The sequence below is a fragment of the Rhizobium sp. NZLR10 genome (genome assembly GCF_019685125.1).
Taxonomy (GTDB): domain Bacteria; phylum Pseudomonadota; class Alphaproteobacteria; order Rhizobiales; family Rhizobiaceae; genus Rhizobium.
This window is the reverse complement of sequence record NZ_JABDWE010000004.1, coordinates 92,292-115,495: the sequence shown is the minus strand read 5'-3', so window position 1 is coordinate 115,495 and position 23,204 is coordinate 92,292. Positions and strand designations below refer to the sequence as shown.

Here is a 23,204-nt window from a genome sequence, read left to right as displayed (position 1 = left end):
AGGAACGATATAACAACCTCGAAAAGAGGGGCTGGCGGGCACTTTAGATGGGGCCGACGCCGGGAGAACGGAACCGCGACCGGATCCTCCACCCGGTCGCGGTTCTCGCTGTTTTACAGCAAAGAGTGAGAGCATGATGCCGCCCGAAAACCGCTGACATTTTCGGCACATGCTCCATCAGCCGATCTGTTTCAGCACCTGCGGCAGGGTTTCTTCGAGAAGCGCCATATCCGCCTCTGGCCCGACGCTGACGCGAATGCAGCGATTGAGGGGCGCCACGCCAGGCATGCGGATGAAGACGCCGCGTTCCATCAGACCGTCGACGATCGCCCTGGCATATGCGCCGTCGCGGCCGGCGTCGATCGCCACGAAATTCGTTGCCGAGGGCAGGGGCTCAAGGCCGTTTGCCCGGGCGATACCGCCGATCCGGTCGCGCGCCGCGTGGATTTTCCCGACCACCTCGACGAGATAGGCCTGGTCCTTGAGGGCGGCGAGCGCTGCGGCCGTCGCCAACCGGTTCATGCCGAAATGATTGCGGATCTTGTCGAAGGCCTGCGCCGTGCCGGCGGCCGAGATCACGTAGCCGGTGCGCGAGCCGGCAAGCCCGTAGGCTTTGGAGAAAGTGCGGGTGCGAACGACGTTCGGCAGGTCGATAAGCGAGGAAATCGACGGCAGCGACCCTGCCGGCCCGGTCTCGCTATAGGCCTCGTCGAGCACCATCAGCGTCGTCTCGGGCAGCGCCCGGGCGAAAGCGACGATCCTGTCGGCATCCCACCAGCTCCCCATAGGATTGTCGGGATTGGCGAAATAGACGAGCGGCGCATTCTCGCGCTTCACGGCATCCAGCAGCCCGTCGAGATCCTCACGGTCGTTTGCGTAGCGAACCGTCACCAGTCGGCCGTCGAAACCGGTCACATGGAAGTTGAAGGTCGGGTAGGCGCCAAGCGAAGTGACGACAGGCGCGCCCGGCTCGATCACCAGCCGGACGATTTGGCCGAGCAATTCGTCGATGCCGCTGCCGATGGCGATATTGGTGGCCGAGACGCCGAGATGGGCGGCAAGCGCTTGCCTGAGCGCGAAATTTTCCGGATCATTGTATTTCCAGATATTGCCGGCCTCCTCGCGCATCGCCGCAAAGACGGAAGGGGCTGGACCAAAGCCGTTCTCATTGGCGCCGATACGGGCCAAAACGGCAAGTCCGCGTTGGCGCTCGATCGCCTCGGGGCCGACGAAAGGAACTGTGGAAGGCAGGGCGCTGGCAAGAGGCGTGAAGCGCGAAAAGGCGGACATGCGACGGCGGTTTCCCGGATATCGTGACAATTGGCGAAACAATAGGCCCGGGCACGGCCAACGCAAGCAAGATTATTTCCGCAACGGCAGCCCAGCGCGTCTTTTCAGACGCGCGAGACGCCAATCCCGATTCAAGGAATTATGCAGCCTCTTGGCCTGTTCACGCCCGGAAGATCGGCCCGCGCCGGGCGGCGATCGCTTCCATATTGCCGACGAGGAAATCGGTGCGGACGACGCGGCGCAGAACCTCGGGGTCCATAATGTTGATGAACCGCACGCCGATGCGTTCCTTGTGACGATAGACTTCGGCGCATCCGATGCGATAGGCGAGGCCGAGAATGTTGAGATAATAATGCTTCGGCAGGCCGGCCGTGGTCGATACGACAAACGTCGCGCCACCCTGGGAAATATCGATGATCTCGGCGCTTCGCATCGAGACGCCTGTGAGGCACGGCCGGACGGCGACGATGCGGGCTGGCCGCTTGACGCTGAATTCTTCCCAGCGCAGGTCGTAAACAGCGGACTTCACCGTGGCAAGGTGTGTGGCGCGGAGCATAGACATTCACATTCTCCGTCAGGACGCATTTGGGGTCTATGATCTCGATCAGGGCGGTTTTGATCGAGCAAGCTGGTCTTCATCCCGAGCAATCTGGTCTTGCTCCCAACCAAGGTCACATGAATGTTTTGCACATTCGTCAAATATAAAATTACAATTTTAACGAGTTCAAACTTTGTTCCTATGCGGGACGCCGTCATGTCCATTATCGGGACGCGGGCTTTCACTCCTTGGTATCGTTTCAGGCAAGAATTCTGACGGCGAGATATCCGCCGCCGGCGGTCAGCGCCGTCAGCAACGTGCCCCACGCCATGTCGACAAGGCTCATGGCGAGTGGCCAGTTGCGGAGTGTGGCAAGATTGGTGACGTCATAGGTGCCATAGGCCGCCAATCCTAGAATGGCGCCGTGAAGAAACGCTGTGGCGATCGAGCCTGCCGACAGCGCGGGCAGCACTGCAAGCACGACCACTGCGGCGGCGAAGAACAGGTAGAACAATGCGGCGACCGCTAGATTGGGGGAAGGCAGCATCAGCGCCCCCAACTGGTCGCGATAAAAGTTGCGGGCGATGAGGCCAAGCCATATCCCGTCGCAGACGAGCAGGGTGAAAAAGGTGCCGGCATAGGCCAACAGTGATGTCTTCATCGTCAATCTCCCGAACCTGCCTTTTCTACGCAGCAAAGGCCGACCGGATTGCCGCCCGTTCGATTTCGGTGCAATTTTCCCGAACTCTTTCAACTGCCGGGCGTTCTGCCTTGATCGATGACGCAGGGCGCGCTTCGAATGACGACAGCGAGGAGTTGAAAATGGCCAACGTTAAAATCCCTTTGGAATCATGGGTTGTGGTCTGTGACGGAGCCAAGGCTCTGATCATGCAGAACGCGGGCGATGCCCAACTGATGAACCTGAAGGTGCTGGAAACCCTGACGCAGCCGAGCGCGCCGGATCGCGAGATTGGCGCCGATAAGCCCGGCCGAACCCATGCAGCAAATGGCTTCAGCGGCAGCGCTGTCGAGGAGACCAGCTGGCAGGATCAGGCCGAAGCCGAATTCCTGAAACAGGTGGCGGAAAAGCTTGACGAACTGGTGCAGGAAAAGAGTGCCCGCCGCATCGTTATCGTCGCACCGCCAAAAGCGCTCGGCACATTGCGGCCGGCGCTCAGCGCCGATACCCAGGCCGTGATCACCGCGGAAGTGGCGAAGGACTATACGAATATGCCGGTCGATGAGATCGAGCGCCATCTCGCCGCCTGAACCGACAGAAGCCTATCGACAGCGCCGCGCGTCGATTCCGGCGCGTTAAGGACGCTGTACACTTTGAATGATGGGGGCGCGGGTCGAGAGGCCCGCGTTTTTGTGTCATATCGACGGCCTCTGCCCGGCAAACAGGTCTTCATGATCGGCAAAGAGTGCCGCCAGGCGGTCGATGACGATCCTGACCTCCGGCCGTTGCCGCTCGTCGTCATGCGCAACGATCCACATTTCGTAGGTCAGTTCGTCGATGAGAGGCCCGGCGCGGACAAGGTGGCGTTCCGGGTCGCCGATGAAACATGGGAGCACGCCGCGGCCGGCGCCCCCACGGATCAGGTAAAACAGCATATGCGGCGTGTTGGTCCAGCTGGTGATCCAGTAATCCGGCTGTTCGAACGTCCATTTGTCCGCCGGCGTGACGGCGGTATCGGTGCCGAGCGAGATCCAGTTGCAGTTGGCTTCGTCATAGTCTGCCGCCTGGTAAACCGCATGCGCCACCTTGACCGAGCGGCGGATCGCGACGTTACCGCTGTCCGGCCGGCTGTGGCCAACGGCGATATGCGCTTCCCGGTAGGTGAAATCGACGCTGGCATCAGAGGTCTTGTAGCACATGCGGAAACTGTCCTTCGGCGTCCAGACGCTGGCCAGATGGTCGGCGATGAAACGCGACGTCCAGCTGTCGGCGGCCGTCGAGACGATCGGCAGTGTCAGAACCTCGCCGCGCCAGTCGGAGATCGCACGCGCCGCATCCTGCATCAGCCGGACGCGGTCGAGCAGCTCCTGCCCGTCCCTCGCGAGCAGATAACCGGTGGGGCCGCGGCTGAACAGTGATCGGCCCGTCACTCGTTCAAGCGCCAGCATCCGCCTACCGATCGTCGGCGCGCTGAGCCCGGTGCGCGCGGCTGCGGCCGAGAGCCCGCCGCCGGTCGCGACATGGAAGAAAAGTTGCAGGTCGTCCCAGCTCGCATCTTTCATGAATGAAAACCCCCTTTCCCCAGCGCCTCTACATCGAAAGGGCGTGAAGGCTTAGCTCAAGTGCTCCAGCCAATAGATGGAGGATGAAGCAATGCTTCTCAACTGGGTAGTTCTCTTCAGGGAAATCGAAATCCGCAATCGCCGGATCCGCCGCGATGCTTTTGCCGACCCGCTCGATCGACCGGAGTGGCGCGGAATTCTCTGGGTTGTTCCGATCATTGCTCATCTGGCCGCAAGACGGGGCACAGAAACGAAGGTGCCATGCCGCGATGATTCGCCGATCGCAAGAAGCCTCAGGTTTCGAAGCTCAGTCGCAGCACGTGGTGCAGGAATTCCGGATTGAGCAGCATGTTGAAGCTGACCGTCACCCATTCGCCTTCGCGCTTGACCATGGTTGCGCCGATCTCGTCATGGATGCCAAGAATTTCGAGGAAGAAATGGCTCGGCATTTCCAGGTTCGGGCTCACTTCGAGCAGTGCGCCGGCAAGCGTGATCGTGCGGATCAGACAGCGCACCTGCGTTCCGGTGCTGAGGTGATGGCCGACGAAGATGATGTTGCCGGGCCTGTCGAGATTGAATTCCCTGTAAGCTCGTTCCGGCTTGGGGTGTTCTGTGTCGAGGTGCATCTGAAAGGCCCTTTCAGCCTCCGCTTGTTCTACCACAGGATATTAGCTGAAGAATGCTGACAGCTGCTGAACAACTTCGATAAGATTGAATGTTTATGTGGAACTTGCGGGGAAATCGCACCGATTTCGAGCAGATTTGCCCCAAATTTGCTCATTCCCCGGTGCGCATGCGCCATTCTTGACATGTCGGCGGCGTTCGCGCATACAGAGGCCGGTTCGAGGCACCAGCCGCTCGCGGATGAAAATCCATGGTGAAGTCCTCGCGATCATGGTCACGGCCCCTTGTGCATGCTGACTGGCGGCAATGCGAGCTCCCATTCACAGTCGAAGAGCATGCCTTGCGAAGGCTCACTCCATGACGGCGACCTATCCTGCCATTGAAGAATTGAAGGCCCAGGCCAAGCGATTGCGCCAGGCGATGAACGATCGCGGCACCGCACTGACCCACAGTGCAGCCCTCGAAATAATTGCCCGCCAGCACGGCGCGCGCGATTGGAACACGCTCGCAGCCCTTGCAGCAAAGCCCAATGCCAGCCCGAAGACACAGCTCTTCGTCGGCGCCCATATTCGCGGCCGCTATCTCAATCAGCCGTTCACCGGCGAGATCCTGGCGCTTTCGGCCTTGCCGGGCGGCGATCTCCACAGGATCACCATCCATTTCGACAAGCCGGTTAATGTCGTCACCTTCGAAAGCTTTTCGGCCTTTCGCCAGCGCGTGAATGCGCAGATCGATGCCGACGGCGTCTCGCCGCGGAAGACCTCGAACGGCGTGCCGCATCTGGTGCTCGATCTCTAGATTGCTTTTTTTGAGGCCGTCCAGATCCGGATGATTTTGCCGGCTCGGGCCTTTCCACCCACGGATTTCTCCATGACCGCTCTTTCAGAAGGCAACGCCTTTCTCACCGGCTGGCTGCCGGCCGTCTTCATCAAAACGGCGGCGCCGATCGTCGCGATCACCACCGTCAACGGCCTCTTCACCGTCGTCGACGCCTATTTCCTCGGCGCCTATGTCGGCCCTGACGCGCTTTCTGCCGTCAGCCTGATTTTCCCGGGACTGACGCTGCTCATCGCCCTGCAATCGCTGGTCTCGAACGGCATGGCCAGCATCCTTGCCCGCCGGCTCGGCGCCGGCGATCGCCAAGGCGCGCGCCGAGTATTCACAGGCGCCCATACGCTGGCGCTCGCAGTCATCCTGATGCTCAACGCGCTCTACTGGATCGCGGGCCGGCAGATCATCGATGCCGGTGCTGCCGGCAATGCCGCGGTGGCCGAGGGCGCCATGCTGTTCATGGGCGCGATGATCGCCTTTGCGCCGGTCAGCTTCTTCCTGTCGCTGCATCTCGACGGATTGCGCTGCGAAGGCAAGATCGGTTTCATGACGCTGGTGACGCTGTCGGCCTCGCTGCTGAACATTCTCGCCAACTGGCTGTTCATGGCCGTCATGCATTGGGGCGTGCTCGGTTCGGCGGTCGGCTCCATCGCATCGCAATTCGTCTGTCTCGCAGCCGTGCTCGCCTATCGCCGGCGCCGGCCGGCGGCACTCAGGCCTTCTTTGGAAACCGCATTGACCGAGTGGCGCCGCATCGTCGCCTTCGGCGCGCCGATGAGCCTCGGCTTCATCGGCATATCGCTGGCCTCGGCAGCCATTCTGGTCAATATCTCGCTCTGGAACACGCATGACCACGTCGCGACGATCGCCGCCTACGGCATCATCACCCGGATCATGACCTTCACCTATCTGCCGCTGCTCGGCCTCAGCATCGCCCTGCAGACGATCGCAGGCAACAATCATGGTGCTGGTCTCGGGCGCCGCGTCGGCCAAAGCCTGCAGATCGCCATGCTCTCAGCGCTCATCTATTGCACTCTGGTGGAGATTACTGTCGAATTGCTGGTTGGCCGCCTCGGCGCCGTCTTTGTCGCCGATCCCGCCATTGTCGGCGAGGTCAGGCGAATTCTGCCCTGGACGATCGGCGCCTATTTTCTTTTCGGGCAGATGCTGATTCTGTCGTCCTATTTCCAGTCGATCGGCGATGCGCCGCGCGCGGCGATCTTCGGCCTGTCGCGGCCCTATCTGCTGACCCTGCCGCTCACTTTCCTGCTACCCTTTATCTTCGGCGAGCAGGGGATCTGGATGGTGCCGGTCTTTGCCGAGGCAGGCATGTTTATCCTCGCCTTCCTGGTCCTGTCACAGAATGCGAAACGTCGCGGCTGGCGTTACGGGCTTCTGCGGGCCTGAATCGCAAGAGCCGCGCTGGGAGCGCGGCTCTTGCCTGATGTCTTCTATTCCTTGCCTGTTGGAACTGCCGATGTAGCGGCTTCCGCCTCGTTCAACGCCTCGGCGCATTCCTGGCAGCAGACCTCGACGGTCTTGCCGCCGAGCTTGACGGTGATGGTCTCGGCGCCGAGTTCGCAGTCGCAGGCGGCACAGGTTGTCTTCTTCATCTGGTGATCCTCCGGTTGATCGTCCACGGATCGGGACGGGCTGATAAGATCATCGAAGACCGCAACGCCGCTGTCGAAATCTTTAGCGATCGACCTGGACCATCACCTCCGGCGCAGCTGCGTCGCGCGCTGGAATTCGGCCGGGGTCTGCCCGAAGGATTGTTTGAAGGAGGCGCTGAAATGGCTGTGGCTGGAAAAGCCGAGATCGAGCCCGAGCGCGGTCAGATCGTCGTACTCTCCGAGTAGATCGAGCGCGCGGGCAAGTCTCAGCCGCAGCTGATAGCGATAGAGCGGTGTCGCCTCGACCTGTTGGAAGACCTGGGTGAGATAAACCGGCGAGACGCCCACTTCGACGGCGATTTCGCCGAGCGTCCAGCGCCGCGCGAGATCGGAGGAAAGCACCAGCTTTGCCCGGTCGACGAGTTTCTGCCGGCCGGCGCTGGCGCCCGGCGCATGCGATGTGCGCTCGCCGAGCGAGCGGCGGACCAGCGTCAGTGCGAGTGTTTCTGCCTCCAGCGTTTCGGCGACATTGCGGCTCAAACCGTGACGCAGGAGGGCGACCAGCGCCTGTGCGCGCGGATCGATCCGTCGGCGCTGGCGGCGGAAGGAAAAAGCAGGGCCGGGCTGCACCTGATCTTTCGGCGCGAGTTCTTCGAGCATGGTTTCGTCGATTGCCAGATCGATGCAGGCGTCGCCACCTTCGATCGGATGGCTGATCCGATATCCCTGGCCGGCATTGAAGAACAACAGCTGATTGGCTTCGGCCACCGTGTCATTGCGGCCGACATGCCGCATGAAGACGCCGCGATAGGGATAGACGAGGCTTGTTGCGTGGGCGCATTCTTCGTCGCTCTTATGGCGGCACTCACCATTGCAGACGATGTCACGAATGGTGATCATCTTCGTTTGCAGGAGCGGTGCTGTTGAAAACTGCGACATTTGATGTTCCGGGTCAGGACAGGCCGCCGACGAGGCGGCCCGAGGCACAGTATCACAACTGACGCCTGTATTTTAGTAGCGACTATAGACGTGAACGTCGCTTTCTGTCTGCCCCCTGGAGAGACCGATATCTTTCAACTGATCGTCGGAAAGTTCCATTAGCGCATTACTGTTGCGCCGTTCGCCTATCTTGCGCGCCAGCCAGCGTGCTGCCGCGACGACGGCAAGAAGCAGGCCGGGACGGAAATGACGCGAAGAGCGAATATTCCGGGCCGAGATTGTGACATTCGAGCTGTGCATGGTGTCCTCCATCCGTGTTTGGATGGAAGCAGTGAACCATCAACGGCAGCTTGCCGCTGTCAGATTATTTAGCGATCTGACGCAGTCCTCACGCCTTGACCAGCCACTCGTGCTCGACGGCGTTGTGGAATTTCCAGATCCGCGTCGGCCCGGCCATGACGTTGAGGTAATAAAGATCGTAGCCATGGCAGGCGGCGCAGGGGTGATAGCCTTTCGGCACCAGCGTCACGTCGCCGTCCTCGATCGCCATCGCTTCGTCAAGCGAGCGGTCGTCGGTGTAGACGCGCTGGAAACCGAAGCCCTGCGGCGGGTTGAGACGGTGGTAATAGGTCTCTTCCAGGAAGCTCTCGTTCGGAAGGTCGTCCTGGTCGTGCTTGTGCGGCGGATAGGACGATGTATGGCCGCCGGGCGTAATCACCTCGACGACAAGCAGCGAATGCGCCGAGCTGTCGTCCTCAGGCATGATATTGTTGACGTAGCGCACATTCGTGCCCTTGCCGCGCGTCACCTGCGCATGCGTGCCCGGCGGAATTTCCTTCGCCGGATAGGTGCCACCGCCGGGCGCCGAGCAAACGGCGAGCTCCAGATCAGTTTCAGCCGTCACCGACCACGTCGATTCCATCGGGATGTAGAGCGCATGTGGCGCGCCTTCGAACGGGTTCATGCGGCCGCCGAGCGTGCCGAAATCCTTGGTGCCTGCCGACGCCTTGCCCTTGCCGCTCACCCAGACGAGGCACACTTCGCGGTCGCCGGTCTCTCCGGAAACGGTATCGCCCGGTTTCATCCGATGCAGGTCGAAGCCGACATAGGTCCAGCCGGCATTCTCAGGGGTGACATGCGTGACCCGGCCATGTGTGCCCGATGGTTTGACCTTGAGGTTTGGCATGGTGATTTCTCCTCGTAAGTTAGGGGGCACGGTCCCCTCATCCGGCTGCCGCCACCTTCTCCCCGAGGGGAGAAGGGATATGCCGCGCCGTCTCTTTTCCCCTTCTCCCTTGGGGGAGAAGGTGCCCGGAGGGCGGATGAGGGGGCCTCTTGCTCCAGCAGTTCGGCAGGACCTTTCAGTTATCCCTTCGGAAACCCTTCGGTCTCGACTGTATAACCCGCGGCGGTCATGACCCGCATCAATTCCGCATGGCCGATCTCGGCCATCTTCTGCGGAGGTGACTTGCGTGGATCCTGTTCTGCCTCGACAACGAACCAGCCTTCATAGCCGTGATCGGCCAGCCGCTGGACGATGGCGCCGAAACCGAGCGAGCCGTCACCCGGCACCGTGAAGGCGCCGAGCGCCACTGCGTCGAGGAAGGATTGCCGGCTGCGGTCGAGCCCGTCGACGACAGGCTTGCGGATGTCCTTGACGTGAACATGGTTGATGCGGGCGTGGTGGTTGCCGATGGCGCGCAGCACGTCACCGCCGGCAAAGGCGAGATGGCCGGCATCGAGCAGCAGCGGAATGCCTGCGCCCGAAGAGCGCATGAAGGCGTCGAGTTCCGGCTCGGTTTCGACGACGGCGGCCATATGATGGTGATAGGAGAGCGGCATGCCCTGTTCGGCGCACCATTCCCCAAACTCGGTGACGCGGCGGGCATAGGCCTTCATCTCGTCGTCGGAAAGGCGCGGCTTGGTCGCGAGCGGCTTGGACCGGTCGCCCTGGATCGAGCGGCCGACCTCGCCATAGACGATGCAGGGCGCATTGACCGCCTTGAACAGCTCGATCATCGGAGCGATGCGGTCCTTGTTGGCGGCAAGCTCCTCGATAACCAGCGTGCCCGAGAACCAGCCGCCGCACAGCGTCACGTCGGCGGCGCGCAGGATGGGCAGCATATCCTCGGGATTGCTGGGAAAACGACGGCCTTGCTCCATGCCGGTAAAACCGGCGCTGCGCGATTGCCGAAGGCATTCCTCCAGCGATACGTCGTCGCTGAGTTCAGGAAGATCGTCGTTCCACCACGCGATGGGCGACATGCCGAGTTTGGCCTTCATCATATTCTCCTCAAAAGCACTGCGGAAGAGCGGCTCCGCTCCTCCGAAAAATGACAGCAGTAGATTAGCCGATGCGCTGGGCGGCGCGTGCCTCGACATAGCCCTTGCGCGCCTCGTTGACCTGTTCGCGGGGGCTGACCTCCGGCACCGCGACATCCCACCAGTGGCCGCCGGCCTCGGTGGTAACAAGCGGATCGGTGTCGATGAGGAAGACCGAAGTGCGATCGTTCTTCTTCGAACCGGCGATCGCCTGCTCCAGCTCGGTGATCGAGCCGACCTTGACGGCAATGGCGCCCATGCTTTCGGCATGCGCGCGGAAATCGATCTCCGGCATCACCTCGTGATAGGAGTCCTTGAGCAGATTGTTGAAGTTGGCGCCGCCGGTGCCCATCTGCAAGCGGTTGATGCAGCCATAGCCGCGATTGTCGAGCACGACGATGTTCAGCTTGAGGCCGAGCATGACCGAGGTCGCGATCTCGGAGTTCATCATCATGTAGGAACCGTCGCCGACCATGACGACGACATCCCGTTCGGGATGCGCCATCTTGGCGCCGAGCCCGCCGGCAATTTCGTAACCCATGCAGGAAAAGCCATATTCCATATGATAGCTGCCCGGCGCTGTCGCCGGCCAGAGTTTGTGCAACTCGCCGGGAAGGCCGCCCGCAGCGCAAAGTACCGTCGTATTCTCGCCGCCGATCGTGCGCGCCACCGCGCCGATCACCTGGGCGTCGGAGGGCAGGGCGGCATTGGTCGTCGCCAACGCTTTGGCGGCGGCCTCCATCCAGGCCTTCTTCTCCGCAGCCGCCTTTTCGGCCAGTGCCGCCGGCGCCTTCCAGCCGGAAAGCCCCGCCGAAAGCGCCTTCAGCCCTTCGCGGGCATCGGCCACCAGCGGATGGCTGTCATGCTTCACCGCATCATAGGCGGCGATATTGAGACCGATCATCCTGAGGCTGTCGTTCTTGAACAGCGCCCAGGAGCCGGTGGTGAAATCCTGGCAGCGGGTGCCGACGGCGATAACGAGATCCGTCTCTTCGGCAATCGCATTCGCCGCCGACGTGCCCGTGACGCCGACCGAGCCAAGCGCCAGCGGATGGGTCTCGTTGATCGACGATTTGCCGGCCTGGGTGACGACAACCGGAATGGCGTGGGCCGCGGCAAAGGCGGCAAGCTCCTTCGTCGCCTGCGAATAAAGCACGCCGCCGCCGGCAACGATCACCGGCTTCTGCGAGGCCTTGATCAGCGCGATGGCATTCGCCAGCTCGTCGGCATCCGGTTGTGGCCGGCGGGTCGTCCAGACTTTTTCATCGAACAGGCTTTCCGGGTAATCGTAGGCTTCCGCCTGGACGTCCTGGCAGAGCGACAAGGTCACCGGGCCGCAATCCAGCGGATCCGTGAGCACTTGCATGGCGCGCTTCAGCGCCGAAATGATCTGCTCGGGCCGGGTGATGCGGTCGAAATAGCGCGAAACCGGACGGAAGGCATCATTGGCCGAAACCGTGCCGTCGCCGAAATCCTCGATCTGCTGCAGCACCGGATCCGGCGCGCGGTTGGCGAAGACATCGCCCGGCAGGAAGAGAACCGGAATACGATTGACATGCGCGACGCCGGCGGCCGTCACCATGTTCAGCGCGCCGGGGCCGATCGAGGTGGTGCAGGCCATGAAGCGCGTGCGAAAATTCGCCTTGGCATAGGCGATCGCCGCATGCGCCATGCCCTGCTCGTTGTGGGCGCGATAGGTCGTCAACTCTCCGCGCACCTGATAGAGCGCCTCGCCCATGCCGGCGACGTTGCCGTGGCCGAAGATCGCCCAGACGCCGCCGAAGATCGGCACCTTTTTGCCGTCGACAACAGTCATCTGCTTTTTGAGGAAATGTGCGACGGCCTGCGCCATCGTCAACCGTATCGTCTTGCCCATCGGGGCCTCCCGAACTTTGAACTCTCTATCTATCTTCCCCTCCCCAACCCGTCCCCACAAGGGGGAGGGGCCAATCTGCCGGGCTCTCTGCTTCGCGCCGCAACGTTTCATCCTCGGGATGCTCGCTCATGGCGTGAGGTGATGCCTCAAGTTAAGTCCCTCCCCCTTGTGGGGAGGGGTTGGGGAGGGGTCTTAATTTTCCTACTGACGCTCGCGCGTCTTCAGCCACGCCTCTGTCAGTTGCCGGAAGCGGCCGGCCATATCGCTGATCGCTTCCTCGTCGTTCATTGCGCCCGAAAGCCAGGCGCGCGCCGCATCGGCAAAGATCGTCCGGCCGACGGCAAAGCCCTTCACCGAAGGAGCAGCCAGCGTCGCCTCGAAGCAGGAAATCAGCTCGTCGGCGGGCGCCTCGAGCCCGAGCAGTACGATACCGCGGCACAGGGGATCATTTTTGGCGATCACCGCATCGATCTTCTTCCAGGCTTTGCTCGATGCCTGCGGCTCGAGCTTCCACCAGTCAGGCTTGATGCCGAGTGCATAGAGCTCCTCCAGCGCGGTTGCGATCGTATCGTCCGTCAGCGGTCCGTTCTTGCCGGCAATGATCTCCACCAGCAGTTCGCGCCCGACCTTGCGGGCCGCCTCGAACAGCGTGCGCAGCTTCTCCTGCTGCTCGGTCTTCAATTCGGCCGGATCATCGGGATGATAGAAGCACAGGCACTTGATGCAATGGCCAAGCGGCCATTCCACAAGCTGCGAGCCGATATCCTGGCTGAATTCGAAACGCAGCGGCTTCGAGCCCGGCAATTCCACCGGCCGGCCGATCCAGGAAAAATTCTTCGCCGCCGCATCGAAGAAGGCGTCACGGCCGAAACGTTCGTCGATCAGCATGCCGTAGCCGTCGCGGCCATTCGAAACCCGCGACGCTGCGGCGACCGCCAGCCGCTTGAAGGCGACGATCTTTTCGTGGCCGACGCCGAGTTCATCGGCAACGCTGACGAGTTGTGAACGATGATCGATCGCCAGCGCCATCAGCAGCGGGATTTCGCCGCGCCGGGTCGATGCCCAGTGGATATGGTTGATCGCCTCGTCCTTGCGCAGCGCACGGTGTTTGCTTCCGCTCGTCAAAAAGAAGTCAAGTTCCGCCCAGGTGGGATATTCCGGCGAGCAGAGCAGACGGGAGACGGCAAACGCGCCGCAGGCATTAGCCCAGGTGGCGCAGGTCTTCAGCGGCTCGTCACGCAGGAAGCCGCGCAGGAAGCCGGACATGAAAGCATCGCCGGCGCCGAGCACGTTGAAGACTTCGATCGGAAAACCCTGGCCGACGATGCCGGCTTCAAGATCGTCGGCGATCGGCCCGTCATAGACGATGCAGCCCATGGCGCCGCGCTTGAGCACGATCGTTGCCGGCGACAGGCGACGAATCTCCTTGAGCGCGCCGAGCACGTCGTCGGCGCCGGAAGCGATCAGGATTTCCTCTTCGGTGCCGATGATGAGGTCGCAATCCGGCAGCGTCTCCTTCATCTTCGAGGACACCCGGTCGGATTTCACGTAGCGCTCGAAGCCTTCCGCATGGCCGGCAAGGCCCCAGAGGTTGGGCCGGTAGTCGATGTCGAAGATCACCTTGCGGCCGTTCGCCTTGGCGATGCGAATCGCCTTGCGTTGCGCGGCCTCGGTATTCGGCCTCGAGAAATGCGTACCGGAAACGAGAACGGCGCGCGACGATTTGATGAAATTCTCATCGATATCGCCTTCATCGAGCGCCATGTCGGCGCAGTCGGACCGATAGAAGATCATCGGCGACACGCCCTCGGCCTCGACCGCAAGCAGCACCAGTGCCGTCAGACGCTCCTTGTCGGTGACGATACCGTCTGTTGCCACACCTTCGCGCGCCGACTGCTCGCGGATGAAGCGTCCCATCTGCTCGTCGCCGACACGGGTGATGAGACCGGATTTGAGGCCGAGCCGCGCCGTGCCGATGGCGATATTGGCCGGGCAGCCGCCGACGGATTTGGCGAAGGAGGCAATATCCTCCAGCCGCGAACCGATCTGCTGGCCGTAAAGATCGACCGAGGAGCGGCCGATAGTGATTACATCAAGCGCCGGCTCCGGCTGTGAGCTCGGATTCGATTGTACCATGATGTCCTCCCGCTAGATTTTGCGCGGCTTCCAGTGCCTGCGAATTTTCAATAATGAAACATTGGTTCCGTTATTTTGTCAATTCGGAATGTTTATTCCATTTTCGCTTTTCCAGCTTTTGGATGCTGAAGCTTGCGGCGCCGTTCGGCGATCGCCACCGGAAGCGCCATGGTGAGCGCCATCGAGGCAGAAAGCGAGCGGAAGCCGGCGAAATCGGCTTCCGCCACCTCGAACCAGTGCGTGGCGCAGGCGGCAAGCGGCGAGAACGCCGAATCGGTGATCGCGATGACGGGGACGCCGCGGTCGGCAAGCTCCTGGCTCTGGCTGAGGCTGTCGGCCGCATAGGGCGAGAAGCTCGCGGCGATCGCTGCATCCTTCGGTGTTGCGAACTGCACCATTTCGGGGTCGACGCCGTTCGGCGAGGCGACGATCTGGTGGCGGATGTTGAGCTTGGAAAAAGCGTAGGTCATGTGCGCCGTCAGCGGGTAGGAACGCCGTTTGGCGATCAGATAGATGGTTTCTGCGGCGGCAAGGATACTCACCGCTTTCGTGAACGTATCGCTCTGCACCGTCGCCGCCAACCGGTTGACCGACTGGCTGGCCGCGGCAATGAAACCGGAAAGCAGATTGGCGTCCTCGTCGTCGCCGCTCGTTTGCTCCAGCGTGACGAGCCGCTCTTCATAGCTCAGGGTTCGGTCGCGCAGCCTTTCGCGGAAGATGCTCTGCAGGTCGGAAAAGCCTTCGTAGCCCAGATGATGCGCCAGGCGCACCAGCGTCGAGGGCTGGACGTCGGAGGCGGCTGCAATGCTTGCCGTCGTGCCGAAAGCGATCTCGTCGGGATTGCCGAGCGCGAAAGCGGCGACCTGCGCCAGCCGCTTCGGCATGTTCGCCTTGCGCTCGATGATGGTGCTGCGCAGGCTTTCGAAATCGCGCGGCACACGCGCCTGCCTCTGGGGATCGTTATCCATGCTTGCTGCCCGCGAGATGAAACAAATATTCCATATTATTGAGCATAGACGATTTCAAATCACACGCCTAATTGTTTTTAATCCTCTGTAATTGAAGGGTTTTGAACAATTTTTCGGGAAAAACGCGAAAATGCCTGCGGACAACTCTCTTGTCAAAATGATCCAAATATTCCAAAAATCCGCGCGCAGCTTTGGAGGAGACGGAAATGAAGTCACTTGGCATCGGTTTGATCGGCACCGGCTACATGGGCAAATGCCATGCGTTGGCGTGGAATGCGGTGAAGACCGTGTTCGGCGATGTCGAGCGTCCGCGTCTCGTGCATCTGGCCGAAGCCAATGCCGGGCTGGCGCAGACGCGGGCCGGTGAATTCGGATTCGAGAAGGCGACGGCCGACTGGCGGGAACTGATCGCCGACCCCGAGGTCGACGTCGTCTCGGTCACCACGCCCAATCAGTTCCACGCCGAGATGGCGATTGCAGCCCTCGAGGCCGGCAAGCACGTCTGGTGCGAAAAGCCGATGGCGCCCGCCTATACCGATGCCGAGCGCATGCTGGAAACGGCGGAGCGTTCCGGCAAGGTTGCCGCCCTTGGCTATAATTACATCCAGAATCCCGTCATGCGGCACATCAAGATGCTTGTTGGTGAGGGTGCCATCGGCACGGTCAACCATATCCGCGTCGAGATGGACGAGGATTTCATGGCCGATCCCGATGTCTTCTTTTATTGGAAGAGCGAGCTTTCCGCCGGCTACGGCGCGCTCGACGATTTCGCCGTGCACCCGCTGTCGCTGCTCTGGTACCTCTTCGGCCATGTCGAGGCCGTCATAACCGACATGGTGAAGCCCTATGCGAACCGACCGCTCAGCGACGGTGGCCGTCGCGCCGTCGAAAACCACGATGCCGCCAACGTGCTGATGCGGCTTGGCGGCGGCATCTCCGCTGTCTTGATGGCGAATCGCGCCGCCTGGGGCCGCAAGGGCCGCATCGCTCTGCAGATTTATGGTTCGAAAGGCTCGATCGTCTACGACCAGGAGCGGATGAACGAATTCGAACTCTATCAGGCCGAAGGAAGCGGCTCCGAACAGGGTTTCCGCAAGATACTGGCGGCGCCCGCCCATCGGCCCTATGATCGGTTCATCCCAGCGCCCGGCCACGGCCTAGGCTTCAATGATCTGAAGATCATCGAATGCCGCGAGCTGATCCGGGCGATATCGGGCGAGCCGTCGTCGATCGTGACATTTAAAGACGGTCTCAGGATAGAGAAGTCGGTGCATGCCATGGCACAGTCCTTCCACGAGCGTCGCTGGATCGAGATCGGCTGAAGGTAAGAAGCCGCTTTCCGTTGACGGCGCGCAGAGCAGGGAATAGGCCTTGGCGCGGTTGTCGGCGCATTTTCGGGAGTGAGATCGTGACGGATAGACTGGTGATCATCGGCGCGGGACAAGCCGGCTTCGCATTGGCGGCCAAGCTGCGTGCCTTGAAGGACGCGCGCCCGATCACCCTTATCGGCGCCGAAGACGTTGCGCCCTATCAGCGCCCGCCGCTTTCGAAGAAATACCTGCTGGGCGAAATGACCTTCGACCGCCTGCTGTTCCGCGCCGACCACTGGTATGCCGACAATAACGTCGATCTTCGCCTTTCGACCTGGGCCGAGCAAATCAAGCCGGACAGCAAACAGGTTCTGCTGCAGGATGGCTCTGTTCTCGATTACGGCACGCTGGCGCTCGCCACCGGCTCGACGCCGCGCCGGCTGCCGGCCGCAATCGGCGGCGATCTCGAAGGCGTCTATGTCGCCCGCGACAAGCGCGATGCCGATCTGCTCGCCGACGAGATGCGCCCCGGTCGCCGCGTCCTCATCATCGGCGGCGGTTATATCGGCCTCGAGGCGGCAGCCGTCGCCCGCCACCGCGGCCTTGAGGTCACCGTCATCGAGATGGCTGACCGCATCCTCCAGCGCGTCGCCGCGAAGGAGACCGCCGACATCATGCGCGGGATCCATCAGACCCATGACGTGGTGATCCGCGAGAAAACAGGGCTCAAGCATCTGGTCGGCAGGGATGGCCGCGTCACTGGCGCCGCCCTGTCCGACGGATCGGTTATCGACATCGACTTTGCCGTCGTCGGCATCGGCGTCGTGCCGAATGACCAGCTCGCCAAGGAAGCCGGCCTCGAAGTCGCCAACGGCATTGTCGTCGACGAATTCGCTCGCACCTCCGATCCGGCGATCTTTGCCGCCGGCGATTGCGCAGCTCTTCCCTGGCAGGGTGGCCGCATCAGGCTCGAATCGGTGCAGAACGCCGTTGACCAGGCCGAAGCGGCGGCCGCCGTCATCGCCGGTGGCAGCGAGCCATATGATCCGAAGCCGTGGTTCTGGTCCGACCAGTATGATGTCAAGCTGCAGATCGCCGGCTTCAATCTCGGTTATGACGAAACGCTGCTGCGCCCCGGCGCCCGCGAAGGCGCCCATTCGATCTGGTACTTCAGGCAAGGCCTGCTGATTGCCGTCGATGCCATCAACGACGCCAAAGCCTATGTGACCGGCAAAAAGCTGCTGGAATCCGGGACCAACCCCGACAGGTCGATTCTCGCCGACCCCTCCGCCGACCTCAAGCGCCTGCTTGGCTGAGCCCAAGACCGATCGTCGCAACGAATCACAGCCAGCGGAAACGCCGTGCTCGGCTCGCCGATCTTATCGAACGCCGGGCAGCAAAGCTCAGCTTCTTCGCTAAAGAGAACGAAGCGCGATCAAATTCCGCGGATCAGCCCAGGAAATGCGGTCTGTTTAAGCAACCGGTCGAAATGCCGGCCACTGCATTTCTTCTGGTGAAACCTGAAAAAACCCTTGCATTCACAGACCGGTCACCATAGTTAGGCCGCACCGGAGAGGTGGCCGAGTTGGTCGAAGGCGCTCCCCTGCTAAGGGAGTATACGTCAAAAGCGTATCGTGGGTTCGAATCCCATCTTCTCCGCCATTTTGATTTTTCCCAGCTCAAATCGATTCTTACCGTCCGGCAGAGAACCCCTTCGCTTAGGTGATTATGTCTCGCGGCGGCGCGATGAGAAAAATCGCTCCGCCCTGGGCGAGAGAATCGCCGGCGGGAATCACCGCCCGCTCCCATGCCCCGGCAAGCGGCGAAACCGGTTCTGTGCATGTCCGGTTACGCTTGCCGCAGTGGCGATATCTCCTTCGGCATCCGGATTTCGTCAAAAAAGCGTCCCAGATATGTTGCGCAGCCCATGTCCAGTTCATTGTTGATCCGGCCTAAGCCGCCGCAAAATCAGGGCTTTCTTAACAAAACATAAAGGAAATCGCGGCCGGTGGCCCGACTTGTGTCCTTTCAGCAACAGGATTTCGGGAAGGCTCCCCCAAACCCCCCATCCGAGCAAGTTGGTGATTGCGTGACGGCCGCCGTCTTGTATTTTCACTCTCGGAAGCAAGGGCGACTGATCGTCCACTTCTTGAAACACGGGGATGGGGCAGGGAACGCTGCTCAGCGAAAGATCCCAAACCCGACCGAAACTTTGAATTGGAGGTCATTTATGAACATCAAGAGCCTTCTTCTCGGCTCCGCTGCTGCTCTCGCAGTAGTTTCCGGTGCTCAGGCTGCTGACGCTATCGTTGCTGCTGAGCCGGAACCGGTTGAATACGTTCGCGTCTGCGACGCTTACGGCACCGGCTACTTCTACATCCCGGGCACCGAAACCTGCCTCAAGATCGAAGGCTACATTCGTTTCCAGGTCAACGTTGGCGATCAGGTTGGCGGTTCGCTAGCTCATCCTAACGACTCCGATTGGGATGCCGTTACGCGCGGTCAGGTTCAGTTTACCGCCAAGAGCGACACCGAGTATGGTCCGCTGACCGGCGTCATCGTCATGCAGTTCAATGCTGACAACGCCACCGATCAGGAAGCCAAGCTCGACTCCGCTTACCTCGACATCGCCGGCTTCCGCGCTGGTCTGTTCTACAGCTGGTGGGACGATGGTCTCTCGGGCGAAACCGACGATATCGGTTCTCCGGTAACGCTACATAACTCCATCCGTTATCAGTACGAAACCGGCGACTTCTACGCTGGTATCAGCGTCGACGAGCTGGAAGACAGCCCGTTCTATGATGGCGAAACCGCCAACAACTTCGGCGTTGCAGTCGGTCTCGGCGGCAAGGCCGGTGCATTCAGCTACCAGATCACTGCTGGCTACGACACCGACAACGAAGAAGGCGCCGTCCGCGCTATGGGTACTGTCGAAATCGGTCCCGGTACGCTCGGTCTCGCAGCTGTCTACTCCACCAACCCGAATGCCTACTACAACGCGGCTGAATGGGCGATCGCTGCTGAATACGCTATCAAGGCGACTGACAAGCTGAAGATCACCCCTGGTGTTCAGTACTACAGCGACTACGGTGTTGACGGCAGCGACTTCGCCGACGGCGATGCCTGGAAGGTTGGTCTGACGGTTGATTACCAGATCGTCGACAACTTCTACGCCAAGGCTTCGGTTCAGTACCTCGATCCGGAAGATGCTGACGACTCCACGACGGGCTACTTCCGTCTGCAGCGTTCGTTCTAATCTGATCTGATTTCGGTCAATCAGGAAAGCCCGGCTCTCGAGCCGGGCTTTTTGTATTCCGATAAATGGCAGGGATAGCTGCCGGATGTCCGGCGTCAATCAGACTATCCGCAGGTGGCGAGAAAAGCTCGAATAGCTGCGGGAATACTGCTGAGATGCAGGAGGGGTGCATGTCCTTGCCCTTCGACAGCGTGAAAGATCAACCTTGAGTGCCGCCGCCCCATTTCATCAGCGGTCTCCTTTGATAGCAGAGATGTATTTTCGCCACGGATCAGCAGGAGCGGAAATCGGCTCAGGCTTTCGAATTGCTCCCAGAGATCCGGTAGCGGCTGGCTGAGATCGACCGATTTCAGTGCCTCGGCGATCGCCGGATCGAAATCGGCGACCGGCCCTCCGCCGATGTCGCGATAAATGGCACGTGCCATCTCGCGCCAGTCGTCGTTTTCAAGCGCGGTGAACGACGCGCCATGATTTTCCTTCAATATATCGGCCGCGGCGTTCCAGTCTTCTGGCCTTCTGCCGCCGTTGAGATAATCGCGGATCCGCGCCAGCCCTTCGGCCTCGACGACAGGCCCGATATCGTTGAGGATGACGGCTTCGAGAAGATCCGGCCGTGTCGCCGCGATCAGGTGCAGGATCAGCCCGCCCCGAGACGTGCCGATGAAGATCGCCCTCTCGATTCCGAGTGCCGCGCAGGCGGCAACGACGTCGCCGGCCTCCATCGTGAGATTGTAGTTCGCCTTGTTCTCATCCCAGGCCGAGTTTCCCCGCCCGCGCGAATCGAGCGCGATGACCCGGCGCGGTTCTGTCATGTCCCCGGAGAGAAGCAGCGCAAGCGGATGAAAATCCCGCGTATTGCGGGTCAGGCCGGGCAGGCAGACGACCGGCAGTCGTCCCGCGGTTACCGCCTCGCCCGGCCGATAGTCGCGGGCATAAAGCTTCAGCCCATCCGAAGACGCGTAAAATCGTTCCTGGATACCGCTTGCATCCGTATCCGGCATCGTATCCCTCGAGAGTTGTTGATCCCGCAGATGTAGCCTGCCGCGCCAAACGGCTTCAGGAGGCGCTGCGTCCGCCGATCAGGTCGCGCTCGATATCGGTCGGCTGGCCGAGACGGGCCTTGTAGACCTCGTAATTCTCCATGACCCGCTGGACGTAGTTGCGCGTTTCGGGGAAGGGGATGCGCTCGATCCAGTCGACGATCTCGTCGATCGACTTGCCGCGCGGATCGCCATAGCGGCCGATCCATTCCGGTACCCGCTTCGGTCCGGCATTATAGGCGATGAAGGTGAGAATGTAGGAGCCGCCGAAGGCGTCGATCTGCTCGCCAAGGTAATGCGCGCCGAGTGTGGCGTTGTAACCGGCATCGGCCGTCAGCTTGTCTTTCGAATAGGTGATGTTGTGGCGCTTGGCCACCGCTTGGGCTGTCCCCGGCAGAAGCTGCAGCAATCCCCGCGCATTCGCCGCCGAAACGGCGGCTGGGTTGAAGGCGCTTTCCTGCCGGGCGATGGCATAGGCGAGTGCCTTGCCGGAGCCGGAGATATTGGCATTAGCCGGGATGACACCGACAGGAAAGGCGAGTGCTGCGACGTCGATGCCGCGTCCATAGGCGATCTTGCCGATCTGCAGCGACAGATGGTGATCGCCGGATTGCTCAGCCTGTGCCGCAAGCACAGCCAGTTCACCCGGGCTCTGCAGTTGATCGGCGAGCGCCAGATAGAGAATGTCGGCCCGCCATCCATGGCCTGCCGCCTCCAGCCGGGCGATCGCCTGCACGGCTTCGCGTCCCTGGAAGCGTTGCCGGTCGTCCGCGGTCGGCGAGGGATAGGTAACGTTCAGCGTCTTCCGCCCTAACCGTTCCGCCGCGAGCTGGCCATAGAAAGTGCCGGGAAAAGTCGCAGCCTTCGCATAGAATTCGCCGGATTTGCCAGGACCTCCGGCCTCCGCCGCTCGTCCCAGCCAATACCAGGCGCGTGAAACCGAGATCGGCCCGTTTGACGTCTGGAGGATCTTGCGGAAGTGTTGTTCCGCGGCTGCCGGATCCTGCAGGCCGCGAAGCGCGTACCATCCGGCATGGAACTCAGCCTCGACGATATCCGTCGGGCTCGTTGCGGCGTAATTTGCGACGATGCGATAGGCCGGCTTGAACTGTCCCTGGTCGACGAGACCACGGCTGACGATACGCTGCTCGTTCCACCACTCGCCCGAATTGACAAGGTCGCTGCGCTCGGGCGGCATCTGCTCCAGAAGTGCTGCCGCCTCGGCATATTTGTCCTGCTTGCGGAGATATTCGATTCGCGCAAACAGCAAGCCGGCATCGCCGCGCCATCTGGCATCGACGGTATCGAGTAGCGCGCCGGCATTGCCAGCCTTGGCGTCGACGGCAGACCAGGCCTTGTAGAGCGACTGCGCCTGGCCCATGTCTCCAAAGCGCTTAGCCTGCGCCACTCGGCCGCGATACATCAGATAGTCCATCCGCGCCTTGTGGTCGGCGGGCGTCAGCAGCGCCGAAAACTCGATGAGCATCTTATCCTCGGTCGCCTTGTCGAGACCCTCTCCACGCCAGACCTTGCGGATATATTTTGCCGCCTGCGCCTGCTTGCCCGTTGCAATCAGCGCCCGGCCGAGGATGACGGCGCCCTGCATCGTCTCAGGTGCGGTATCGCCGAAGGCGGCGAGCACGGCTGATGGGGCGGGGTTTTCATCATAGAGCGCGCGTTCGGAATAGGCGCGCAGCCGCGAAAGGCCCGGCCAGCTCTTGAGCTCTTGCGCAGCACTGGCGATTTCATAGGAGGGAACGCCCTTCAATCCGGAAACGGCGATCGCCCAGGTGAGGATATGGCGGTCGAGCGTATCGTCGCGCATGCTGTCGCGGATCGACAGCGCTAGCTGCGGGTCCTTGTCGGAAAGCGCGTCGAGGCCGGCTTTCAGATCGTTGTTGACTGGCGCGACTGCCGGATTGCGCGGAATGGCGCCTGTTGTGATCGATTCCGGTATGGCCGTCTCAGGAATGAAGCCGAGCGGCTTGACAGCAGGCACGGGCGCGCTCTCGCCGGGAAGCGGCGACGCTACACCGCCCCACGCGGCGGCAATGAAGCCGAAGGCGGACAGAATCAAGACAGCTTTCTTCATCCGGGATCTCGCAACGAAAACACGCCCTGCCATTTGGCTAGAGGCATCTTAACGAAACCTTACCGTACCAGGTAAAATTCATTCACATCTGCTATCGGAATTGCCCTAAACCGAACTCTACGCGCTTG

22 protein-coding genes and 1 tRNA gene are annotated in these 23,204 nt (G+C 61.3%); 8 read left to right on the top strand and 15 right to left on the bottom strand.

Going from position 1 to position 23,204, the window contains the following annotated elements; genetic code table 11:
* Positions 1–177: 177 nt before the first annotated feature.
* The 3 genes from HJB82_RS08150 to HJB82_RS08140 form a co-directional block, all read right to left on the bottom strand.
* The gene (locus HJB82_RS08150) at positions 178–1,290 is read right to left on the bottom strand and encodes a pyridoxal phosphate-dependent aminotransferase (protein ID WP_207583589.1); all 1,113 of its coding nucleotides are present in this window, start codon (positions 1,288–1,290) and stop codon (positions 178–180) included.
* 160 nt (positions 1,291–1,450) lie between these two features.
* Positions 1,451–1,852 (bottom strand): PilZ domain-containing protein, encoded by a 402-nt coding sequence (locus tag HJB82_RS08145; RefSeq protein ID WP_116405296.1) that lies wholly within the window; start codon positions 1,850–1,852, stop codon positions 1,451–1,453.
* Positions 1,853–2,087: 235 nt separating this feature from the next.
* A complete protein-coding gene (locus HJB82_RS08140) occupies positions 2,088–2,489 on the bottom strand; it encodes a DUF2177 family protein (protein WP_221139801.1) in 402 nt (133 codons plus the stop codon).
* Positions 2,490–2,650: 161 nt separating this feature from the next.
* Here HJB82_RS08140 and HJB82_RS08135 point away from each other — a divergent pair, with 161 nt between their 5' ends.
* Entirely contained in the window at positions 2,651–3,097 is a 447-nt protein-coding gene (locus HJB82_RS08135) for a host attachment protein (protein ID WP_207583591.1), read from the top strand.
* A 105-nt stretch (positions 3,098–3,202) separates the two neighbouring features.
* On the opposite strand, the gene HJB82_RS08130 is transcribed toward HJB82_RS08135, so the two are convergent.
* Positions 3,203–4,069 carry a LysR family transcriptional regulator gene (locus HJB82_RS08130; RefSeq protein ID WP_207583592.1) on the bottom strand — a complete coding sequence of 289 codons (867 nt, stop codon included), beginning with the start codon at positions 4,067–4,069 and terminating at the stop codon, positions 3,203–3,205.
* Positions 4,070–4,160: 91 nt separating this feature from the next.
* Between HJB82_RS08130 and HJB82_RS31510 the strand changes: the two genes are divergently transcribed.
* On the top strand, positions 4,161–4,412 hold the full coding sequence (locus HJB82_RS31510) for a hypothetical protein (protein ID WP_246762736.1): 252 nt from the start codon (positions 4,161–4,163) through the stop codon (positions 4,410–4,412).
* Here the strand turns inward: HJB82_RS31510 and HJB82_RS08125 are convergent.
* Entirely contained in the window at positions 4,363–4,695 is a 333-nt protein-coding gene (locus HJB82_RS08125) for a hypothetical protein (protein ID WP_049733849.1), read from the bottom strand. The genes HJB82_RS31510 and HJB82_RS08125 overlap by 50 nt on opposite strands.
* 355 nt (positions 4,696–5,050) lie before the next feature.
* Here HJB82_RS08125 and HJB82_RS08120 point away from each other — a divergent pair, with 355 nt between their 5' ends.
* Complete coding sequence (locus HJB82_RS08120) at positions 5,051–5,491, top strand: glyoxalase superfamily protein (protein ID WP_221139800.1); 441 nt, start codon at positions 5,051–5,053, stop codon at positions 5,489–5,491.
* A 72-nt stretch (positions 5,492–5,563) separates the two neighbouring features.
* On the top strand, positions 5,564–6,931 hold the full coding sequence (locus HJB82_RS08115; protein ID WP_221139799.1) for an MATE family efflux transporter: 1,368 nt from the start codon (positions 5,564–5,566) through the stop codon (positions 6,929–6,931).
* Between the two features lie 44 nt (positions 6,932–6,975).
* Here HJB82_RS08115 and HJB82_RS08110 read toward each other — a convergent pair whose 3' ends face one another.
* From HJB82_RS08110 to HJB82_RS08075, 8 genes are all read right to left on the bottom strand, one after another.
* Positions 6,976–7,137 (bottom strand): hypothetical protein, encoded by a 162-nt coding sequence (locus HJB82_RS08110; protein WP_207583595.1) that lies wholly within the window; start codon positions 7,135–7,137, stop codon positions 6,976–6,978.
* A 102-nt stretch (positions 7,138–7,239) separates the two neighbouring features.
* A complete protein-coding gene (locus tag HJB82_RS08105) occupies positions 7,240–8,076 on the bottom strand; it encodes a helix-turn-helix transcriptional regulator (RefSeq protein ID WP_207583596.1) in 837 nt (278 codons plus the stop codon).
* 72 nt (positions 8,077–8,148) lie between these two features.
* Positions 8,149–8,376: a DUF1127 domain-containing protein gene (locus HJB82_RS08100; protein ID WP_207583597.1), complete on the bottom strand. Its 228-nt coding sequence runs from the start codon at positions 8,374–8,376 to the stop codon at positions 8,149–8,151.
* An 88-nt stretch (positions 8,377–8,464) separates the two neighbouring features.
* The gene (gene iolB / locus HJB82_RS08095) at positions 8,465–9,262 is read right to left on the bottom strand and encodes a 5-deoxy-glucuronate isomerase (RefSeq protein WP_221139798.1); all 798 of its coding nucleotides are present in this window, start codon (positions 9,260–9,262) and stop codon (positions 8,465–8,467) included.
* Between the two features lie 179 nt (positions 9,263–9,441).
* Positions 9,442–10,359, bottom strand: coding sequence for a myo-inosose-2 dehydratase (gene iolE / locus HJB82_RS08090; protein WP_221139797.1), 918 nt, complete (start codon positions 10,357–10,359; stop codon positions 9,442–9,444).
* Positions 10,360–10,423: 64 nt separating this feature from the next.
* The gene (gene iolD / locus HJB82_RS08085; protein ID WP_221131477.1) at positions 10,424–12,274 is read right to left on the bottom strand and encodes a 3D-(3,5/4)-trihydroxycyclohexane-1,2-dione acylhydrolase (decyclizing); all 1,851 of its coding nucleotides are present in this window, start codon (positions 12,272–12,274) and stop codon (positions 10,424–10,426) included.
* Positions 12,275–12,475: 201 nt separating this feature from the next.
* Positions 12,476–14,410 carry a bifunctional 5-dehydro-2-deoxygluconokinase/5-dehydro-2-deoxyphosphogluconate aldolase gene (iolC, locus tag HJB82_RS08080; RefSeq protein ID WP_221131478.1) on the bottom strand — a complete coding sequence of 645 codons (1,935 nt, stop codon included), beginning with the start codon at positions 14,408–14,410 and terminating at the stop codon, positions 12,476–12,478.
* Positions 14,411–14,502: 92 nt separating this feature from the next.
* Positions 14,503–15,378, bottom strand: a complete 876-nt coding sequence (locus tag HJB82_RS08075) for a MurR/RpiR family transcriptional regulator (RefSeq protein ID WP_221115297.1) — start codon at positions 15,376–15,378, stop codon at positions 14,503–14,505.
* A gap of 206 nt (positions 15,379–15,584) precedes the next feature.
* Between HJB82_RS08075 and HJB82_RS08070 the strand changes: the two genes are divergently transcribed.
* From HJB82_RS08070 to HJB82_RS08055, 4 genes are all read left to right on the top strand, one after another.
* Complete coding sequence (locus HJB82_RS08070; protein ID WP_207583603.1) at positions 15,585–16,700, top strand: Gfo/Idh/MocA family protein; 1,116 nt, start codon at positions 15,585–15,587, stop codon at positions 16,698–16,700.
* Between the two features lie 86 nt (positions 16,701–16,786).
* Positions 16,787–18,004: an FAD-dependent oxidoreductase gene (locus tag HJB82_RS08065; protein ID WP_221139796.1), complete on the top strand. Its 1,218-nt coding sequence runs from the start codon at positions 16,787–16,789 to the stop codon at positions 18,002–18,004.
* Between the two features lie 254 nt (positions 18,005–18,258).
* Positions 18,259–18,350, top strand: a tRNA-Ser gene (locus HJB82_RS08060).
* Positions 18,351–18,918: 568 nt separating this feature from the next.
* Positions 18,919–19,944 (top strand): porin, encoded by a 1,026-nt coding sequence (locus HJB82_RS08055; protein ID WP_221139795.1) that lies wholly within the window; start codon positions 18,919–18,921, stop codon positions 19,942–19,944.
* 104 nt (positions 19,945–20,048) lie between these two features.
* Here HJB82_RS08055 and HJB82_RS08050 read toward each other — a convergent pair whose 3' ends face one another.
* Together HJB82_RS08050 and HJB82_RS08045 are read right to left on the bottom strand one after the other, a co-directional pair.
* Positions 20,049–20,945, bottom strand: coding sequence for an alpha/beta fold hydrolase (locus HJB82_RS08050; RefSeq protein WP_221139794.1), 897 nt, complete (start codon positions 20,943–20,945; stop codon positions 20,049–20,051).
* Between the two features lie 55 nt (positions 20,946–21,000).
* On the bottom strand, positions 21,001–23,076 hold the full coding sequence (locus tag HJB82_RS08045; protein WP_221139793.1) for a lytic transglycosylase domain-containing protein: 2,076 nt from the start codon (positions 23,074–23,076) through the stop codon (positions 21,001–21,003).
* Positions 23,077–23,204: the final 128 nt, after the last annotated feature.

Excerpts from the sequence above, each read along its gene's own strand:
- HJB82_RS08150 (WP_207583589.1), bottom strand. The coding sequence starts at position 1,290 with ATGTCCGCCTTTTCGCGCTTCACGCCTCTTGCCAGCGCCCTGCCTTCC.
- HJB82_RS08145 (WP_116405296.1), bottom strand. The coding sequence starts at position 1,852 with ATGTCTATGCTCCGCGCCACACACCTTGCCACGGTGAAGTCCGCTGTT.
- HJB82_RS08140 (WP_221139801.1), bottom strand. The coding sequence starts at position 2,489 with ATGAAGACATCACTGTTGGCCTATGCCGGCACCTTTTTCACCCTGCTC.
- HJB82_RS08135 (WP_207583591.1), top strand. The coding sequence starts at position 2,651 with ATGGCCAACGTTAAAATCCCTTTGGAATCATGGGTTGTGGTCTGTGAC.
- HJB82_RS08130 (WP_207583592.1), bottom strand. The coding sequence starts at position 4,069 with ATGAAAGATGCGAGCTGGGACGACCTGCAACTTTTCTTCCATGTCGCG.
- HJB82_RS31510 (WP_246762736.1), top strand. The coding sequence starts at position 4,161 with ATGCTTCTCAACTGGGTAGTTCTCTTCAGGGAAATCGAAATCCGCAAT.
- HJB82_RS08125 (WP_049733849.1), bottom strand. The coding sequence starts at position 4,695 with ATGCACCTCGACACAGAACACCCCAAGCCGGAACGAGCTTACAGGGAA.
- HJB82_RS08120 (WP_221139800.1), top strand. The coding sequence starts at position 5,051 with ATGACGGCGACCTATCCTGCCATTGAAGAATTGAAGGCCCAGGCCAAG.
- HJB82_RS08115 (WP_221139799.1), top strand. The coding sequence starts at position 5,564 with ATGACCGCTCTTTCAGAAGGCAACGCCTTTCTCACCGGCTGGCTGCCG.
- HJB82_RS08110 (WP_207583595.1), bottom strand. The coding sequence starts at position 7,137 with ATGAAGAAGACAACCTGTGCCGCCTGCGACTGCGAACTCGGCGCCGAG.
- HJB82_RS08105 (WP_207583596.1), bottom strand. The coding sequence starts at position 8,076 with ATGTCGCAGTTTTCAACAGCACCGCTCCTGCAAACGAAGATGATCACC.
- HJB82_RS08100 (WP_207583597.1), bottom strand. The coding sequence starts at position 8,376 with ATGCACAGCTCGAATGTCACAATCTCGGCCCGGAATATTCGCTCTTCG.
- iolB (WP_221139798.1), bottom strand. The coding sequence starts at position 9,262 with ATGCCAAACCTCAAGGTCAAACCATCGGGCACACATGGCCGGGTCACG.
- iolE (WP_221139797.1), bottom strand. The coding sequence starts at position 10,359 with ATGAAGGCCAAACTCGGCATGTCGCCCATCGCGTGGTGGAACGACGAT.
- iolD (WP_221131477.1), bottom strand. The coding sequence starts at position 12,274 with ATGGGCAAGACGATACGGTTGACGATGGCGCAGGCCGTCGCACATTTC.
- iolC (WP_221131478.1), bottom strand. The coding sequence starts at position 14,410 with ATGGTACAATCGAATCCGAGCTCACAGCCGGAGCCGGCGCTTGATGTA.
- HJB82_RS08075 (WP_221115297.1), bottom strand. The coding sequence starts at position 15,378 with ATGGATAACGATCCCCAGAGGCAGGCGCGTGTGCCGCGCGATTTCGAA.
- HJB82_RS08070 (WP_207583603.1), top strand. The coding sequence starts at position 15,585 with ATGAAGTCACTTGGCATCGGTTTGATCGGCACCGGCTACATGGGCAAA.
- HJB82_RS08055 (WP_221139795.1), top strand. The coding sequence starts at position 18,919 with ATGAACATCAAGAGCCTTCTTCTCGGCTCCGCTGCTGCTCTCGCAGTA.
- HJB82_RS08050 (WP_221139794.1), bottom strand. The coding sequence starts at position 20,945 with ATGCCGGATACGGATGCAAGCGGTATCCAGGAACGATTTTACGCGTCT.
- HJB82_RS08045 (WP_221139793.1), bottom strand. The coding sequence starts at position 23,076 with ATGAAGAAAGCTGTCTTGATTCTGTCCGCCTTCGGCTTCATTGCCGCC.